This window comes from Cereibacter sp. Soil_C_27 (assembly GCF_057657095.1).
In genome coordinates this window covers 524,902-542,060 of sequence record NZ_JBDGJD010000003.1, presented here as the reverse complement: position 1 = coordinate 542,060, position 17,159 = coordinate 524,902, and the positions used below count along the sequence as shown (strand labels likewise).

Here is a 17,159-nt window from a genome sequence, read left to right as displayed (position 1 = left end):
TCATGGATTATGGAAAAGCGGGATCGGTCAAGACCGGCAAGGCCGCACCACGTCACACCGAACACAACGCCAAGGGCACCGAAAAGAACCCCTTTGGCGACCGCGCGACCAAGGCCGAGCTTCTGGCCCGGATGAAGGCGGCGGTCGAGGCGAAGAAGAAGAAGGCCGAGTAAGGCCCGAGGTTACGCCTGCGGCGCAGACGTCATCTGGACGGGCGCCCTGCCCACCGGCCAAAGGCGCGATGGGCGGAGAGCGGCGGGGCCGACCCTGCGCTACCGCTCCAGTTCCGCGGCCACCAGCCGGCTTGCCCCGGAGAGATCGCCCAGCTTCTCGCCCGCCTCGATCTTGCCGCGGTTGCGCCCCGCGCGGGCCTGACGGGCCGTGGCCTCGGCCAGCACTTCGGCGGCTTCGTCGGGCGGCAGGATCAGCACGCCGCAGGCATCCATCAGCACCAGATCGCCCGGCATCACCGGCACGTTGCCGCAGGAGATCGGCAGGTTCAGCGCGCCGCCCAGATCGTTGAGCCGCGTGGTGATGGCCGAGACGCCGGTGCAGAAAACCGGCAGGCCGACCTCGATGATCTCGTCGGGGTCGGTGCAGGGGCCGTCGAGCACCACGGCGATCGCCCCCGCGGCCTTGGCGGCAAAGGCGACGCCGCCGCCGAGGCAGGCATGGCGGCGGTCGCCCAGCCGGTCGATCACCACCACATCGCCGGGCTGCACCACAGAAAGCGCGTGATGCAGCAGGGTGGAATCCGTGCCTGGGATGGCGACGGTGACCGCCGGACCCGCCAGAAGACCGGTGATCGGCGCGATGGGGCGCAGGGCGCGGTCGACGAAGCCGCGGTGGCGGAAGTGGCCGATGGTGGCGATCTCGACCTCGCGGAAGCCCGCAAGCAGGCTCGCGTCGAGCGGTGCGGGGCGCGGGCCGATGCGGTATTTCTTCATGGCTGAACTCCTTGCGCGGGTTTGTCCTGCCAGCCACGCCCGGGCACGGCAGACAGCAATTCGCGGGTGTACTCTTCGCGCGGATGGGCGAAGAGCTCGGCTGCGGGCCCTTGCTCGACGATCCGGCCCTGCCGCATCACCGCGATCCGGTCGCAGATGCGCGAGGCGACGCGCAGGTCGTGGGTGATGAAGAGAAGGCCGAACTGCAACTCGCGCTGCATCCGGGCCAGAAGATCGAGGATCTGCGCCTGCACCGACACGTCGAGCGCCGAAACGCTCTCGTCGGCGATCAGGAGATCGGGATGCACAGCCAATGCACGGGCGATGCAGATACGCTGGCGCTGCCCGCCGGAGAACTCGTGCGGGAAACGGGTCGCGGCGCTGCGGTCGAGCCCCACCGCCTCGATCAGGTCTAGCGCCCGGGTGCGGGCGTCGTCGCGGGACAGGCCGTGGATGATCGGCCCCTCGGCGATGGCGTCACCCACCGACTGCCGCGGGTCGAGCGCGGTGTAGGGGTCCTGGAACACGATCTGCACCTTGCGCCGCGCTTCGCGCAGCACCTGCCCGCTGAGCCCGGTGAAGCGGCCGCCGTCGATGGTGACCTCGCCGCCATCCGGCTCCACCAGACGGATCACCGCCTGCGCCAGCGTGGACTTGCCGCTGCCGCTTTCGCCGACGAGGCCGAGCGTCTCGCCGCGGGCGAGGGTGAGATCGACATCCTTCAGCGCCTGCACCTCGCGGGCGGCGCCGATCAGCGTGCGGGTCCGGTAGGTCTTGCGCAGGCCGACGGCGCGCAGCACGGTCTCGCCAAGGCTGGCCGTGGTCGTCTTCGGCGCGAGCCGTGGCACGGCGGCGATGAGCTGGCGGGTGTAGTCTTCCTGCGGATCCATCAGCACCTGATCGCGCGTGCCGATCTCCACCAGCCTGCCGTGGCGCATCACCGCGACGCGGTCGGCGATCTCGGCCACCACGCCGAAGTCGTGGGTGATGAACAGGATGCCCGTGCCATGGTCGCGGCGCAGGTCGAGCATCAGTTCGAGGATCTTCGCCTGCGTCGTCACGTCGAGCGCGGTCGTCGGCTCGTCGGCGATCAGCAGGGCGGGGTCGAGCGCCAGCGCAGTCGCGATCATCACCCGCTGGCACTGGCCGCCCGAAAGCTGGTGCGGATAGGCGCGCAGGATCGCCTCCGGGTCTGGCAGGCGCACCTCGCGGAAGAGGTCGACCACCCGCTTGTTGATCTCCTGCGAGGAGAGGTCGGTGTGCAGGCGGAAGGTCTCGGCCACCTGGGTGCCGATCCGGTAGATCGGGTTCAGCGCCGCGACGGGTTCCTGAAACACCATGGCAAGCCGCTGGCCGAGAAGCGGCAGCCGCTCGCGGCGCGACAGCGAAAGCAGGTCGCGGCCCTCGAAGCGGATCTCGCCCTGCGGTTTCGGCAGGTTGGAGGGCAGCAGCCCCATAGTCGAGAGCGCGGTGAGCGACTTGCCCGAGCCGGTTTCGCCCACGACGCAGAGGATCTCGCCTCGGTTCAGCGTCAGCGACAGATCCTCGACGGCAAAGCGGCGGTCGGCGCCCTTGGGCAGCGGGACCGAGAGGTTGCGGATGTCGATCAGGGGCTCGGTCATGGCATGGGCTCCGCGACGGGTCGGCGGGGATCGTGCTGGCGCAGATGGGCAACGAGCCGCGCGCAGTAGCCGGTCAGATGCTCGACGATCCGCTCTCCGGCCTCGGCCGAGGCCAGCGCCGGATCGCCGCCGAACATGCCGTCGGGATGCAACTCTTGACCATCCAGCGGCAGGTTCACCGCCAGCCCCTCGAAGCGGACGCCGGAGGCGCCGATGCTGGGCAGGCCCATCGCCTCGGCCGGGCGCGCCGCCTGCATCAGGTCGGGCCGCATGGTCTCGGGGCGCAGATACATCGAGACGGAGGTGACCGGATCGCCGCCGTGACCGCGCGCCTTCGCGGCGTCGGGGCCGTGGATCTCGGTCCAGAGACTGTCGGGGATCGAGCGCCAGAGATCGACCGAGGCCACGGCGACGCCGGTCCTGCGACGCAGGGCGCGCAGGGTCTCATCGATCAGCGCGGCATTGGTGGAATGGCCGTTCAGGATCAGGATGCGGTTGAGCCCATGGTCGAGGAAGGCCGTCACCATGTCGTCCAGCACGGCGCGGAAGGTCGGGGCGCGCAGCTGGATGCCGCCGGGATAGCCGCGGAAGAACTCGGCATAGCCGAAGGGCAGGCAGGGCGCCGCGATGGCGCCCGAGCGCTCGGCGGCGCGCAGGGCAATCGCCTCGGCCAGCAGATAGTCGCCCATCGGCGCATGCGGCCCCTGCTCCTCGTGACTGCCGAGCGGCAGCAGGATCACCGGGTCTTCGGCCAGACGGTCGCGGAACTCCGCGACCGTCATGTCTTTCAGCGCATGTTTCACGCCGGCAACGTCATGTAATCGCCGAACATCCGCATCTCGCCGTCGGGGCGCGCCACGAACTCGATGTCGGCGCGGTGGGCCCAGTTGTAGACGCTCTTCCACAGGTAATAACCGGGCGTCACATCCTGCCAGGCCTGCGAGAGCTTCAGATAGGCTGCCTTGCGCTCCTCGAAGGTGATGGCCTCCTCGAATTCCTTGCCGGCGGCGAGATATTCCGGCGTCGGGTCCCAGGTCTTCCAATGCGCGGTGGAGCGGCTGGCGGTCGGACCCCAGTCGAGCCAGAGCGGCTGGTAGGGGTCGCCGGGGATGAAGTCGGTCGACATCGACATGTTCATCAGGTGGTAGGGCCGGGTGTAGACCAGCTCGAAGTTGTCGAGGATCACCGCCTGCACGTTGACGCCGATCTGGCGCCACTGTTCCACCATGATCTCGGCCGCGGCCTCGTAATTCGGGTAGAACTGCCGCGTGATGTGCCAGCGCAGCACCTGCCCGTCATAGCCCGACGCCTCGACCAGCGCGCGCGCCGCCTCGGGGTCGTAGGGCAGCGGGTTCACCATCTCGGGATCGTAGAAGTCGCCGTATTCGGGGAAGTTGAACGGCACGGCGGGATGGAAGGTCGTGTCGCCGAACAGGGCCTGCACGATGGCATCCATGTCGATCGCCTGCACCATCGCCTTGCGGAGGTTCACGTCGACCAGAGGGTTGTCCTCGGGGTCGGGCCGGGTGTTGAAGGCGAAGGCCGGGTAGTTGCCCGCCAGCGCCCGCGCCACGGTGACGTTGTCGTAGCTTGCCAGCTGCGCTTCCTGATCGGTGGGGATGTTGGCGATGAACTCGAACTCGCCCGAGACGAGACCCGCCATGCGGCCCGCGAATTCCGGAACGATGCGCCAGATCAGCTTCTGCGCCGGGGGCGGCCCGCTCCAGCACTCGTCGAAGGCTTCCATCTCCAGCACCTCGCCGGAGCGGAACAGGGTGACGCGATAGGGGCCGGTGCCGATCGGCGCCTGACCGAAGGCATCGACGCCCATCTCGAGATAGGCCTTCTTCGGCACGACGAAGCCGATGTAGCCGGTGAGCTTGCCGGGGATGTAGGGGTCTTCGCGCTCGGTCTCGATCTCGACGGTCAGGTCGTCGATCGCCTCGACCCGGACGAAGCCCGCGGTGAAGGTCTTGCCCCGCGGCTCGAAGGGGGTCTCGCCCCAGAGCCGCTCCGGCCCGAGGGTGAAGGCCACGTCCTCGGCGGTCATCGTCTCGCCGTTGTGGAACTTGACGCCCTCGCGCAGTTTCAGCGTCCAGACCTTGCCGTCGCGCGACCATTCGGTGGCGAGCCCGGGCACCAGCGTCAGACCCTGCTCGTCGGCGATGTAGTCGCGCTCGACCAGATGCGAGTAGATGTTGGGGAAGAACCGCCGCGTGGTGGTGGAGATCCCGTTGATCGTGTTGATGTTGGCCCAGAGGTTGTCGACCGCGATGGTCAGGGTCGGGCGGGAGCCGTCCTGTGCCAGGGCGAGCGAGCCGGGCAGCCAGAGAGTCGAGGCGCCGGCGGCGAGGGAGTATTTGCCAAAGTTGCGTCTGCTGATCATCGCAGTACCTCCTGTGGGTTGGGTGTTCCTGATTTTCAGGTTGTTCTTGCCTTGAGCATCGGATCGAGCCGGTCGCGCAGGGCATCGCCCAGAAGCGACATGGACAGGGTGATCAGGAAGATCAGCGCCCCCGGCCAGACCGAGATCCACCACGCGGTGGAAAGATAGTCGCGCCCGTCGCCGAGGATCTGCCCGAGGCTGGTGTTGGGCGGCTGGATCCCGAGCCCGAGGAAGGACAGCGAGGTTTCCAGGAGGATGATCTGCGGGAAGGTCAGCGTGACCTGCACGATCAGCGCCGAGGCGACATTGGGCAGGATGTGGCGCAGGTAGAGCCGTCCCGGCCCCGCCCCCAGCGCTTCGACCGCGCGGGCATAGGGCTGCGACCGGGCGGAAAGCACCACGCCGCGCGCGAGACGGGCGTAGGTCTCCCAGCCGAACATGCCCATCAGGATGACGAAGAGCACCATCGAGTTGCCGAAGAACGCCAGCAGCGTCAGGGCGATCAGGATGAAGGGCAGCGAGGCCTGGAAGTCGACCAGCATCATCAGCACCTCCTCGACCAGCCCGCGGAAATGGGCGGCGAGGAAGCCTACGAAGGTGCCGAAGATCGCGCCGATCAGCGTGCCCGCCAGCGCCACCGAGAGCGACATCTGCAGCCCGGCGACCAGACGGGCCACCATGTCGCGGCCGATCCTGTCGGTGCCCAGCGGGAACTCGGCGGTGCCGCCGAGGAAGGCCGGCGGCTTCAGCCGGCTCAGCAGGGCCTGATCGGTCACTTCATGCGGGGTGAAGACGTTGCCCACCAGCGCGACCGCGACGGAGGCGGCGAGGATGCCCCCCGCCATGAGGGTGAGGATGTTCGGCCGGCTCATTTCGCGCCCTCCCGGATGCGGGGGTCAAGCAGGCCGTAGAGCAGATCCACCACGAGGTTGGCGAGCACCATGGTCACGGCGATCACCAGCACCAGCCCCTGCACCACCGCCAGATCGCGTTGCGACACGGCGACCACCAGAAGCCGCCCGATGCCGGGCCAGGCGAAGACGGATTCGACGACGATGGCCCCCGCGACCAGCTGGCCGAGGTTGAGGCCGATCACCGTGACGATCGGGATCGCGGCATTCGGCAGCGCATGCAGCAGCACCCGCTTCCAGAACGGCACGCCTTTGGCGGCGGCGGCGCGCATGTAGGGCCGCTCCAGCACCTCGAGCATGGCCGAGCGGGTGAAGCGGGCCAGCGTTCCGGCGGTGAAGGTGGCCAGCGTCGCCGCTGGCATGATCAGGTGCAGGAAGGTGCCGGTGCCCGAGGAGGGCAGCACCTGCAGATAGAGCGAGAAGAGCAGGATCAGCAGGATGCCGAGGAAGAAGTTCGGCAGGGCGAAGCCGAAGACGGCGAAGACCATGACGATCCGGTCGGTCAGCTTGCCGCGCTGCAGGGCGGCGACGATGCCCGCCGGAATGCCGATCACCGCGGCGATGGCGAAGGCGGCGAGGCCGAGCTCGACCGTGGCGGGCAAGCGTTCGAGGATGATCTCAAGCACCGGGCGGCTGTCGCGCAGCGAGATGCCGAACTGGCCCGTCGCCATCTGGCCGACGTAGCTGACGTATTGGGTGAAGAGCGAGCGGTCGAGGCCCCAGAGTTCGCGGAAATGCTCGATCTCGGCGGGGAGCGCATCGGCGCCGAGCAGGGCCACCACCGGGTCGCCGGAGGTGCGCAGCACGATGAATGTGAAGGAGACGACGAACCAGAGCGTGATCACCGTTCGCAGAAGTTTGATCAGCCAGAAACGTGTCATGAACCTCTTGCCTGCCGTTGATCCCCCAGCGAACCATGCAGGCGCAGCATGATCAATTCCCCATTCACCAATCATTTGATATGCTGAGCATATGAATACCGGGATCGATCTTCGCCAGCTCCGCTACTTCGTCTGCCTCGCAGAGGAGCTTCATTTCGGCCGCGCCGCCGAAAGGCTGGGGATCGCGCAGGCGCCGCTGAGCCTGCAGATCCGCGCGATGGAGGACCGGCTGGGGGTGATGCTGTTCCACCGGACCACAAGGCGCACCCGGCTGACGGCGGCGGGCGACACGCTTTTGCGGCATGCGCGCAGCCTGCTCGACGGGATGGACCGCGCCGTGGCCCAGACCCGCGCCATGGCCGGAGAGACGACGGGCCGGATCACGGTGGCAGGCGTCAATCTGGCGATGACGCATGTGATCCCGCCGATTGTTGCGGAATTCCGCAGGAAATGGCCGGCGGTAATCGTCGATCTGGCGCATATCGGCACGTCCGAGCAGCTGCGCCAGCTGGAGAGCGGCGAGATCAACGTGGCCTTCATCCGCCCCACCGAACGCCCGGCCCATGCGCAGGTCGAGACGCTGATGCGCGAGGGCTTCGTCGCGGCGCTGCCGAAGGGGCACCGGCTGACGGCGAAGGCCGAGGTCAGCCTGCAGGATCTCGCGCAGGAGCCGCTGATCGGCTATGCGCCGATCATCGGGGCGAGCTATGCGACCTTCCTGATGAACGAATTCCGCCGGGCGGGGCTGCATCTGCGCATCGTGCAGGAGAGCACCCATACCACCGGCGTCGCCTCGCATGTCGCTTCGGGGCTGGGGGTGGCGGTGATGCCGGAGTGGATCACCAACATCCGCTCGCCCTATCTTGAGTTCCGCCCGGTGCCCGAACTGCCGCGAATGATCGAGCTGGTGGCGGCCTGGCCCGCGGGCGAAAGCTCGCCCGTGGTGCTGGATTTCATCGAGACCACGCGCCGGGTATCGCGGCAGATCGCGGGCGGGCTGGGGATGGACCCGGTGCCCGGCCCGCGGTTCTGACCGCGCTCAGACCAGGATGTCGATGCTGCGCGGCGTGGCCCCGCGGTCGATGGCCTGAAGGTTCTCCATCATCCGGGTCAGCGAGGTGGCGACGCTGTCGGCGGAGATCGCGGCGATATGCGGCGTCAGCACCACGCGGTCCAGCCCGAGAAGCGGGTTGTCGGGCGTGATCGGCTCGGCGGCGAAGACATCGATGCCCGCGCCGCGCAGACGGTTCTCGCGGATCGCATCGGCCAGCGCCTGCTCGTCCAGCACGCCACCGCGGGCGGCGTTGATCAGGATCGCGTCGGGCTTCATCAGCGCCAGCTCGTCCCGCCCGATCAGGTTGCGGGTGGAGGCGTTCAGCTCGCAGTTCAGGGTGACGACATCGGCGGCGGCCAGCAGGTCGGGCAGGGTGGCGAAGCGGATGCCGAGCTCGGCCTCCTCCTGCGTCGGAAGCGGGCTGCGCTTGGTGTAAAGCACGGTGCAGCCGAAGCCGCGCAGCAGCCTGACCAGCGCCTTGCCGATATAGCCCATGCCGACGATGCCCACGGTGCGGCCCGAGAGCCTCATCGAGCTGGGGGCGAGTGCGCCCTTCAGCCAATCGCCCGAGCCGATGCCGACATGGCCGCGCACCAGATTGCGGTTCACCGCGAGGATCAGGCCGAGCGTCGTTTCCGCCACCGCCACCGCGTTGGAGCCGGTGGTGCGCAGCACCCGCACGCCGTGCCGGCTTGCCGCCTCGAGGTCTATGCCGTCATAGCCGACGCCCCATTTGTGCACGGCCTTCAGCCCCGGCACCGCCATCATCGCGGCGCTGACCGGCACATCGCCGGTGATCGCGTAGCGCGCGCCCTGCAGCGCCGCGAGCTGATCCTCGGCCGCGCGCGAGGCCGCCGTGGTCAGGCGCCAGCCCTCGGGCAGGAAGGCCGCGACCCGTTCCATGCGGTCGGGTGCGGCGGGGTCGAGCATCACGACGGTGGTCATGGGTATCTCCAGTCAGATCTGAAAGCGGACGCCGGGGCGGGCCAGCCCGCCGCCCTGCGCGGTGACGGTGCCGTCGGCGCGCCAGCAGGCGGCGCCGGTCATCATGCCGTCCTCCTCGAAGGCGATGGCGTTCATGCCGCCGCCGATGGTCTTGACCAGTCGCACCTCATGGCCGCGCGCCCGCAGCGCCTCGGCCATCGGCGCATAGGCCGGTTCCAGCTCCACATGCTGTCCGTCGGTCCAGAGCCGCGGCGCCTCGACCGCCTGCTGCAGCGTCATGCCGTGGTCGATCAGGTTGACGATGGCCTGCATGGCAGAGGGAAAGATCCGCACCGCCCCCGGCAGCCCGAGCGCATAGAGCGGGCGGTCGCCCCGGAGCACGATCATCGGCGCCATCGAGGTCGGCACCCGCTTGCCCGGCAGGATCGACAGCGCCTTGCCGGGATGGGGGTCGTAGTTCAGCATGTAGTTGTTGGGGATGATCCCGGTGCCCGGCACCATGATCCGCGCGCCGAACAGCCCGTTCAGCGTATGGGTGGAGGCGACGACATTGCCCTCGCGATCCGCCACGGTGAGATGCGTGGTGTCGCGGCTCTCATGGCCCGCGACCGGCGGCGGTACGGGACGGGCGAGGTCGCGCAGGCGGCTCTGGCAGGCGAGCGCGTAATCCTTGGAGGTGAAGCGCTCAACCGGCACATCGACGAAATCAGGATCGCCCGAGGCGGCGCGGCGGTCCTCGAAGGCGACGCGGATCACTTCGGCCAGGAGGTGCAGGCCCTCGGCGCTGCCGAAGCCCATGCCGCGGATGTCATGCGGCTCCAGCATGTTCAGCATCTGCGCCACATGCACGCCCGACGAGGCCGGGGGCGGCGGCCCGGCGATGACATGGCCGCGGTAGCTGCCGAAGATCGCCTCGCGCTCCACCGCGCGATAGGCCACGAGATCCTCGAGCGTCACATGGCCCGCCGCTTCGCCGCCCTCGGCCAGCCGCTCCACCAGCGCCCGGCCGAGCGCGCCGCCATGCAGCGCCTCGTCACCCTGCTTCTGGATCAGCCGCAGGCTCTCGGCGTAATCGCCCATCACCAGCCGCGACCCGGCGGCCAGCGGCTCGCCGCCCGGCAGGAACAGCCGCGCCATTTCGGGGTCGGCCAGCAGATCAGCCTGATGCTCGCGCAGCGCGCCGTTCAGGTAGTGGCTGACGAGAAAGCCCGACTCCGCCACCCGGATCGCCGGGGCGATCACGTCGGCAAAGGGCAGCTTGCCATAGCGCTGCTGCATCTGGCACCAGCCGCGCAGGTTGCCCGGCACCGCCACGGCAGAGGCGCCGACCGTGTTGCGGCGATGCTTCGTGTCCATGTAGGTCGGCGGCGCGTCCGAGACGGTCTCGAACATGTCGGGCCGCGCGGCGGCGCCCGCGGTGGAGAGCGCGTCGATCACCACATGCCGCCCGTCCGCCAGCCGGATATGGGTCATACCGCCCCCGGCGATCCCGACCATCATCGGCTCCACCACGGTCAGCATCAGCATCGCCGCCACCGCCGCATCGATGGCGTTGCCGCCCACCGCCAGCATCTCGTTTCCCGCCGCCGATCCGAGCGGCGTGTTGGTCACGACGACGCCCAGAGCACCGGAGGCGGGCCGTTTTTCGCAGCTGAAAGGCAGGGGAAAGGATGTGGGGGGCAAGGGAAGATCTCTTTTCAGGAAGGGTGTGAGACCCCGGTGCGGCAGGGCTGCCAAAAGGATGGGGCGACTGTAACGCCCTCGTCGCCGGGGTAAACCCGCAATCTGGGACTGATGTTTTCGCGGTCGGCGTGCTGCTGCCGGGCGTCTCTAGCGTTCGGTGGCGCCCTTTCCGGCGAGGATCCGGTCGCGGAAGGCGGCGACGCGCCTTGTCCGCGTCGCCGCCTGCCTGGCCGTGCTTAGGGCGATGACATAGCTTCTGCGGCGGCCCGGGGTCAGGCGGTGGAAGGCCTCGGCAAGTGCCGGATCGGCGTCGAGCGCTTCGGCAAGCTCTTCGGGCAGGTCGGGTTCCCTCATGTCGCGTTCGGGCTTCAGGCCCTTTGCAGCATGGTCCATCGCCTGTGCGAGAAGGTTACGGATCAGGGGGGCCTTCCCTGCCACCTCGCCATTGGCGCGAAAGCGGATCATGTCGGGGTAGCGGGTGTTCGGCCCCTGCCGTTCGAGGGCACCCTCGGGATCCTCCAGCAGGGCGGCGTTGAAGAAGCTCAGCCGGAAATCGTCGCGCAGTGCGCCGAACAGCGCGACATTGCGCCCCGCGTGGGTGTAGCAGGGGTGGCCCCATTTGACAGTCTCGGTCAGGCCTTCGCTCAGGCAGATTTCGCGCAGCGCCGCGAGACCCGGCGCCCAGGGCTGGACCGAGCAGTCGGGCGTCGCGAAGCGCGCGCAGCGGCCGCAGCCCTTGGTGAAGAAGTCGTCGATATGCTCGATCATCGGGGGCGCCCGGCCTGCCTTCGTCGACAGGATAGCAGGCGCGGGCGGGCCGCGCCAAGCCGTCAGGGTGCGTAGCGCAGCACATCGGCATGCGAGGCGAGGCGGAAGCGGCCCAGCCCTGACGTGCCGAAGCTGCAGCTCTGAGCCTCAGGCGCGCCAGCGACGCAGGCGGGTCAGGATCGCTTCGAAGCCGAGGTCGATGACGATGGCGAGCCCGCCGACCAGCAGCGCGCCCTGCAGGATGTAGCCGATGTTGTTGCCGTTCAGCCCGACGATCATCGGCGAGCCGAGCGAGATCGCACCGACGGTCGAGGCGAGCGCGGCGGTGCCGATGCCGATGGTGACCGAGATGCGGATGCCGGCGAGGATCACGGGGGCGGCCAGCGGCAGCTCCACCTTGCGCAGCAGTTGGCTTCTGGTCATGCCGATGCCGAGCCCGGCCTCGCGCGCCGCGGGCGAGACGCCTTCGAGCCCGGCGATGGTGTTCTCGCAGATCGGCAGCAGGCCGTAGAGCGCCAGGGCCACGAAGGCGGGCCAGAAGCCGAAGCCGATCATCGGCACGGCCAGCGCCAGCACCGCGACCGGCGGGAAGGTCTGGCCCATGGCGGAGAGGGTCTCCACCAACCGGCGGAACTCGCGCCCGCCGGGGCGGGTGACGAGGATGCCTGCCGCGACGCCGACCACGGTGGCCAGCAGGCTCGCCGCCGTCACCAGCCACAGATGCGCCAGCACCAGATCGAGGAAGGGCTGCTGGACGTAGAGCGGGCGGTCGAGTTCGGGGAAGAGCCAGGCAAAGAGCGGGGTGCTGTGCGGCAGCGCCGCAAGCAGCGCGGCAAAGCCCAGAAGGGCGGCGACAAAGCGCAGCCCGGCGCGGCGTTCCTTCGCCGTCATGTGACGATATCCGCCAGCATCAACAGGCCGACGCGGCGCCCGGCGCTGTCTGCCACGCCCAGCCGGTCGGTCTTCAGCGCGACCATGTGCGAGAGCGCGAGCCGCAGGCTGTCCTCCTCCTGCACCGCCTCGGGGATGGCGCTGCTGTCCTCGCGCCGCATGTGGGCGCCCGCAGTCTCGACCGAGAGCAGCTTCAGCCCGTAGTCGTCCTTGCCGAGGAACTCGCGCACGAAATTGTTCGCCGGGTCGTGCAGCAGGTCGCGCGGGCTGGCGGATTGCACGATCCGGCCCTTGTCGAGGATGACGACGCGGGTGGCGAGACGCAGCGCCTCGTCCATGTCATGGGTGACGAAGACGATGGTCTTCCCCGTCTCGGCATGGATGCGGCGCATCTCGGCCTGCAGGCTATCGCGGGTGATCGGGTCGAGCGCTCCGAAGGGTTCGTCCATCAACAGCACGTCCGGGTCGGCGGCCAGTGCCCGGGCGACGCCCACCCGCTGCTGCTGCCCGCCCGAGAGCTGGTGCGGATAGGCGGTGCGGAAGCGCGCGGCATCGAGGCCGAGAAGCGCCATCAGCTCGGCGATGCGCGCCTCGATCCGCGCGGCGTCCCAACCCAGAAGCCGGGGGACGGTGGCGATGTTGGCCTCGACCGTCCAGTGCGGGAAGAGGCCGACCGACTGGATCGCATAGCCGATGCGGCGGCGCAGCACCTCGGGGGCGAAGGAGCGGATCGGCTCGCCGGCAAAGCGGATCTCGCCGGCGCTGTGCTCGATCAGCCGGTTGATCATCCGCAGGATGGTGGATTTGCCGGAGCCCGAGGGGCCGATCAGCACGCAGAACTCGCCCGCCTCGACGGTGAGGTTCAGCCCCTCGATCACCGTCACCGCGTTGAAGGTCTTGGTGATGTTGCGAAATTCGATCATGCGCTTCCCCGTCTCGAAAGTTCGACCGCCAGCTTGAACAGGCCATCCGCCACGGCGGCCAGCGCGATGATCGGCAGCGCGCCGAGCAGGATCAGGTCGAGCGCGTTGGAAAACAGCCCCTGGAACATGATGGAGCCGAGCCCCCCGGCGCCGATCAGCGCCGCCACTGCGGCAAGGCCGATGGCCTGCACCACGGTGATCCGCAGGCCGGAGAGGAAGACCGGCAGGGCCAGCGGCACCTCGACCTTCCAGAAGACCTGCCGCCGGGTCATCCCCATGCCGCGCGCCGCGTCGATGGCGCTGGCGGGCACCTGCGCCAGCCCCTCTGCCGTGTTCCGCACGATGGGCAGCATGCAGTAGAGCGTCAGCGCGATCACCGCCGGGGCGAGCCCGATGCCGCTGATCCCCAGCGCGCGGGCGGCCGGAAAGGCGGTGGCCAGCGCGGAGAGCGGGGCGATCAGCAGGCCGAAGATGGCGATGGAGGGCACGGTCTGGACGAGGTTCAGCCCTGAGAGGATCGAGGTGCCGAGCCGCTTGCGCCGCGCGGCGATCACCCCCAGCGGCACGCCGATGGCGAGGGTGGGCAGCAGCGCCGCGACGACGATCACCAGATGGCGCAGGATGGCCGCGTGAAACTTGTCGGGGCGGTTGGCATATTCCTTGAGGATCGACAGCTGGTCGAGATGCCCGGTGGCCAGCATCGCCACGACAGGCAGGGCGGCAGCAAAGCCCGCGAGCAGCCGCAGCACCGGCCCGACGCCGCTGCGCGCCACCAGATCGGTGAGCGCCAGCACCGCCGCCAGCGCCATCACCCAGAAGCCCGCACCGAAGGAGGTCCGCGCCGCCCGGCCCGCGTCTTCGGCCAGACGGTCGGCCCCGAGCGCTGCTGCATGGACGAGCCCGGCGAGGAACAGCATGGCGGCCAGCGCCAGAAGCCCTGCGATCCGCCGCCGTTGCGGCAGGAAGGGCCCTGCGAGCAGCGCCAGCCCCGGCAGCAGGAACCACGGCGCGCCGCCGCCCACCTGCCAGAGCGCGATCGGCTGGCCCGAGAGCAGCCGGTTCGGCGCGTGGCTCAGGAAGGGCAGCAGCACTGCCCCGATCACGAGCAGCAGGGCCAATAGGCACAGGGGTCGGTTGTGGATCGCCAAGGGCTCGTCCGTTCCGGAGGGGGCCCGCTCCGCAGGCGGAGCGGGCGGGAGGGTTACTTGAGGAACCCTTCGGCGGTCAGGTAGTCGGTCGCGACGGTGGTGATGTCCTGCCCCTCGACCTGGATGAGCGCGTTCAGCTCCTGCAGGGTCGTGGCGTCCAGCGTGGCGAAGACCGGGTCGAGCAGGTCGCGGATCTCGGGATGGGCGTCGAGCACCGCCTTGCGCACTGTCGGCGCCGGCTCGTAGACCGCCTGCGCGCCCTTCGGGTCGGCCAGCACCACCAGCCCCAGCGCCGCGATGGCACCGTCGGTGCCATAGACCATCGCCGCGTTCACGCCCGAGGTCTGCTCTGCCGCGGCGCGGATCGTCGCCGCCGTGTCGCCGCCGGCGAGAACCAGCGTCTGGTCGGGGTTCAGCGTGAAGCCGTAGGCCTCCTGGAATGCCGGAAGCGCTGCCGGGCTTTCGACGAACTCGGCCGAGGCCGCAAGCTTGAACGCGCCGCCCCCGGCGAGATAGTCGGGCAGATCCTCGAGCGAGGTCAGCCCGCCCTCGGTGGCGGTATCCTCGCGCATCGCAATGGCCCAGGTGTTGTTGGCGGGCGCGGGCTTCAGCCAGACGATGTCATTGGCGGCATCGAGCTCGGCTGCCTTGGCGGCGGCCTGCGCCGCATCCTTCCACGCCGGGTCGGTATCGACGCCGAAGAAGAACCCCGCGTTGCCGGTGTATTCGGGGTAGATGTCGATCTCGCCCGCGGTCAGCGCGTCGCGCACGATCTTGGTCGGCCCGAGCTGCAGCTTGTTCTCTGTGGCGATGCCGTTGGCCTCCAGCACCTGGATGATCATGCTGCCCAGCAGCGCGCCTTCGGCGTCGAGTTTCGAGCCGACGCGCACGGCCTCCTGCGCCAAGACGGCGCCGGTGGTGAGGGTCAGCGCGGCCAGGGCGCCGAGGATCGTGCGGCGGGGGAAAAGCAGGGTCATTCAGGGTCTCCACAGGTGGGAAGGCGCCCGATCGAACGCCCGTATGTCATGCACGGCGCCGGGACAAACCGCCACCGTCGGGGCAGCGGCCTGAAGGCATCGCCTGACAGAGATAGCGCGGGATGGCGGTGGTCAACTCTTCGGCACCGGATGAGGCGATGTGGCGGGCGCTGGCCTCAGCTCTTCACCCGCGCGCGACCGTCGGCCTTGGCGCCGTAGAGCAGCTTGTCGGCCAGACGCAGGTGCTCGTAGATGTCCTCGTCCGGCTGCACCGCGACGAGCCCGGCGGAGAAGGTGTAGCGGATCGCGGGAAGCCCGGCCGAGACCGGGGACAGGCCGATCGCCTGCTGCAGGCGATCGAGCCGCTGGCGTGCCATGTCGAGCGGGCAGTTGGGCATGAGGAACAGGAACTCCTCGCCGCCCATGCGCCCGAAGAGGTCGAAGGGGCGGATGCTGGCCACCACCTCGCGGCAGAAGGCGACGAGCACCGCATCGCCGAAATCGTGGCCGTGGGTGTCGTTGATGCCCTTGAAGTTGTCGAGGTCGATCACCGCAAGGCAATGGGTGCCGAAATCGGCCTGCATCCGGTGAGCCTCGAACCATTCCTCCAGCCGGTCCATGACATAGCGCCGGTTGGGCACCCCGGTCAGCGCATCGGTCCACGACGCCCGCCGTGCCGCGTCGCGCTCCAGCCGCAGGTTGCGGCTTTCGGAGCGGAGCGAGGAGATCTCGGAGGCGTGGAACAGCATGCGGCCCTCGGGCGAGAGGGTCTCGGTGATCCAGAGCCATCTGCCACCATGCAGCCCGGCCTCGAAGGACCGGTAGGGCACCGAGGCGCGGCGCGCGCTGGCGGTGGTCAACCAATCATCGATGTCGGCGGTCTCGATGATCGGGCCGCGCTTGGCACGGTAGTTGGCCCGCATGATCTCGTGCCAGGGCAGCTGGTCGGAGGGGTCGCAGTGATAGGCGGCGCAGAAGGCGGGATTGGCCGCAATCAGCCGGTCGCCCGCGTCGAAAAGGGCGATGAGATCCGGTGTTTGTGCCAGAAGATCGAAGAGGATCCCCGCCGCCCCCTCGCTGATGCCTGCTGCGATCGTTTCCACCTGATCTCCCCCGGAACTCTGGTCGCCAGACATCATCAGTCGCGGGCGGGCGCAAGCCTTCACGGGAGTCACGAGGGGCGGTTCAGATGCGACACATCCGGTTCTATGAGGGCCTCGAAGGCGGGGCGCTCGATCAGATAGCCCTGCACCAGCTCCACGCCGAGATCGCGGATCACCGCCAGCTCCCCCCGGGTCTCCACCCCTTCGCAGACGATGGTGATGCCGAGATCGTTCAGCATGCCGACGACATGGCCGAGCACCACCTGCTTCACGCGCGAGGTGTCGATGTCGCGGATCAGCTCCATGTCGATCTTCACGATGTCGGGCTGCATCTTGGCCAGCAGGCCGAGCCCGGAATAGCCCGAGCCGAAATCGTCGATGGCGGTCAGGAAGCCGATCTCGCGATAGGCGCTGAGGATCTGGCGCAGGTGGCGCGGCTCCAGCTTTTCCTGCTCGGTGAACTCGAAGATGATCCGCTCCGGCGGCAGTCCGGCCTTGTCGGCGGCGGCGATGGTCTGGCGGATGCAGGCGCGCGGCTCGTAGACCGCATTGGGCATGAAGTTGATCGAGAGCAGCGCCTTGGTGCCGACAATGCCGAGGCCCGTCGCCTGCTCGATTGCCAGAACCCGGCAGGCCTGATCGAAGCCGTAGCGGTTCTCGCTGGTGACGCGGGAGAGCACCGTCTGCGCAGGCTCGCCCTGGGTTCCGCGCGCCAGAGCCTCCTGCGCGAAGGTCTCGCCGCCCGTGATGTTCACGATGGGCTGGAACGCCATGGAAAAGGTCTGGCGGAAAGCCGACCCGCTTCTGCAACCCGCGCATCCGTCCATGTCTTCTACTTTCTTCGGCATCGACAGGCCCGGGGCGCGATGCGGGATAAAAGGCCGCGCATTGGGCGCGTCCAGATGTTCAAGGTGCGGGGA

The 17,159-nt window shown here is 68.9% G+C and carries 17 protein-coding genes; 2 read left to right on the top strand and 15 right to left on the bottom strand.

Going from position 1 to position 17,159, the window contains the following annotated elements; genetic code table 11:
• Positions 1-2: 2 nt before the first annotated feature.
• Positions 3-173: a hypothetical protein gene (locus AC3A5Z_RS14500; RefSeq protein WP_487520055.1), complete on the top strand. Its 171-nt coding sequence runs from the start codon at positions 3-5 to the stop codon at positions 171-173.
• A gap of 99 nt (positions 174-272) precedes the next feature.
• Here the strand turns inward: AC3A5Z_RS14500 and AC3A5Z_RS14495 are convergent, their stop codons facing one another.
• From AC3A5Z_RS14495 to AC3A5Z_RS14470, 6 genes are read right to left on the bottom strand one after another with little or no spacing between them, the layout of a single operon-like run.
• A complete protein-coding gene (locus tag AC3A5Z_RS14495) occupies positions 273-947 on the bottom strand; it encodes an RraA family protein (RefSeq protein ID WP_487520054.1) in 675 nt (224 codons plus the stop codon).
• A complete protein-coding gene (locus tag AC3A5Z_RS14490; RefSeq protein WP_487520053.1) occupies positions 944-2,569 on the bottom strand; it encodes an ABC transporter ATP-binding protein in 1,626 nt (541 codons plus the stop codon). Before AC3A5Z_RS14490 ends, AC3A5Z_RS14495 begins: the two co-directional genes overlap by 4 nt.
• Positions 2,566-3,372, bottom strand: coding sequence for a creatininase family protein (locus AC3A5Z_RS14485; protein WP_487520052.1), 807 nt, complete (start codon positions 3,370-3,372; stop codon positions 2,566-2,568). Before AC3A5Z_RS14485 ends, AC3A5Z_RS14490 begins: the two co-directional genes overlap by 4 nt.
• Positions 3,369-4,955: an ABC transporter substrate-binding protein gene (locus tag AC3A5Z_RS14480; protein ID WP_487520051.1), complete on the bottom strand. Its 1,587-nt coding sequence runs from the start codon at positions 4,953-4,955 to the stop codon at positions 3,369-3,371. The genes AC3A5Z_RS14485 and AC3A5Z_RS14480 overlap by 4 nt, the downstream gene beginning before the upstream one ends.
• Positions 4,956-4,990: 35 nt before the next feature.
• On the bottom strand, positions 4,991-5,827 hold the full coding sequence (locus tag AC3A5Z_RS14475; protein WP_487520050.1) for an ABC transporter permease: 837 nt from the start codon (positions 5,825-5,827) through the stop codon (positions 4,991-4,993).
• The gene (locus AC3A5Z_RS14470) at positions 5,824-6,747 is read right to left on the bottom strand and encodes an ABC transporter permease (protein ID WP_487520049.1); all 924 of its coding nucleotides are present in this window, start codon (positions 6,745-6,747) and stop codon (positions 5,824-5,826) included. The genes AC3A5Z_RS14475 and AC3A5Z_RS14470 overlap by 4 nt, the downstream gene beginning before the upstream one ends.
• 91 nt (positions 6,748-6,838) lie before the next feature.
• On the opposite strand from AC3A5Z_RS14470, the gene AC3A5Z_RS14465 reads away from it, so the two are divergent.
• Positions 6,839-7,780 carry a LysR family transcriptional regulator gene (locus tag AC3A5Z_RS14465; RefSeq protein WP_487520048.1) on the top strand — a complete coding sequence of 314 codons (942 nt, stop codon included), beginning with the start codon at positions 6,839-6,841 and terminating at the stop codon, positions 7,778-7,780.
• 6 nt (positions 7,781-7,786) lie between these two features.
• Here the strand turns inward: AC3A5Z_RS14465 and AC3A5Z_RS14460 are convergent, their stop codons facing one another.
• The 9 genes from AC3A5Z_RS14460 to AC3A5Z_RS14420 all read right to left on the bottom strand — a co-directional run bounded on the left by AC3A5Z_RS14460 (position 7,787) and on the right by AC3A5Z_RS14420 (position 17,066).
• Positions 7,787-8,746, bottom strand: coding sequence for a 2-hydroxyacid dehydrogenase (locus AC3A5Z_RS14460; protein ID WP_487520047.1), 960 nt, complete (start codon positions 8,744-8,746; stop codon positions 7,787-7,789).
• Between the two features lie 12 nt (positions 8,747-8,758).
• On the bottom strand, positions 8,759-10,429 hold the full coding sequence (gene ggt / locus AC3A5Z_RS14455; protein WP_487520046.1) for a gamma-glutamyltransferase: 1,671 nt from the start codon (positions 10,427-10,429) through the stop codon (positions 8,759-8,761).
• 147 nt (positions 10,430-10,576) lie between these two features.
• Positions 10,577-11,197, bottom strand: coding sequence for a YdeI/OmpD-associated family protein (locus AC3A5Z_RS14450; RefSeq protein WP_487520045.1), 621 nt, complete (start codon positions 11,195-11,197; stop codon positions 10,577-10,579).
• 147 nt (positions 11,198-11,344) lie between these two features.
• The gene (locus AC3A5Z_RS14445; protein ID WP_487520044.1) at positions 11,345-12,088 is read right to left on the bottom strand and encodes an ABC transporter permease; all 744 of its coding nucleotides are present in this window, start codon (positions 12,086-12,088) and stop codon (positions 11,345-11,347) included.
• Positions 12,085-13,011 (bottom strand): ABC transporter ATP-binding protein, encoded by a 927-nt coding sequence (locus AC3A5Z_RS14440; protein ID WP_487520043.1) that lies wholly within the window; start codon positions 13,009-13,011, stop codon positions 12,085-12,087. Before AC3A5Z_RS14440 ends, AC3A5Z_RS14445 begins: the two co-directional genes overlap by 4 nt.
• Positions 13,008-14,159 (bottom strand): ABC transporter permease, encoded by a 1,152-nt coding sequence (locus tag AC3A5Z_RS14435; protein WP_487520042.1) that lies wholly within the window; start codon positions 14,157-14,159, stop codon positions 13,008-13,010. Before AC3A5Z_RS14435 ends, AC3A5Z_RS14440 begins: the two co-directional genes overlap by 4 nt.
• 53 nt (positions 14,160-14,212) lie before the next feature.
• On the bottom strand, positions 14,213-15,136 hold the full coding sequence (gene osmF / locus AC3A5Z_RS14430) for a glycine betaine ABC transporter substrate-binding protein OsmF (protein WP_487520041.1): 924 nt from the start codon (positions 15,134-15,136) through the stop codon (positions 14,213-14,215).
• Between the two features lie 176 nt (positions 15,137-15,312).
• A complete protein-coding gene (locus AC3A5Z_RS14425) occupies positions 15,313-16,239 on the bottom strand; it encodes a GGDEF domain-containing protein (protein WP_487520040.1) in 927 nt (308 codons plus the stop codon).
• Positions 16,240-16,307: 68 nt separating this feature from the next.
• Positions 16,308-17,066 carry an EAL domain-containing protein gene (locus tag AC3A5Z_RS14420; RefSeq protein WP_487520115.1) on the bottom strand — a complete coding sequence of 253 codons (759 nt, stop codon included), beginning with the start codon at positions 17,064-17,066 and terminating at the stop codon, positions 16,308-16,310.
• Between the last annotated feature and the right edge of the window lie 93 nt (positions 17,067-17,159).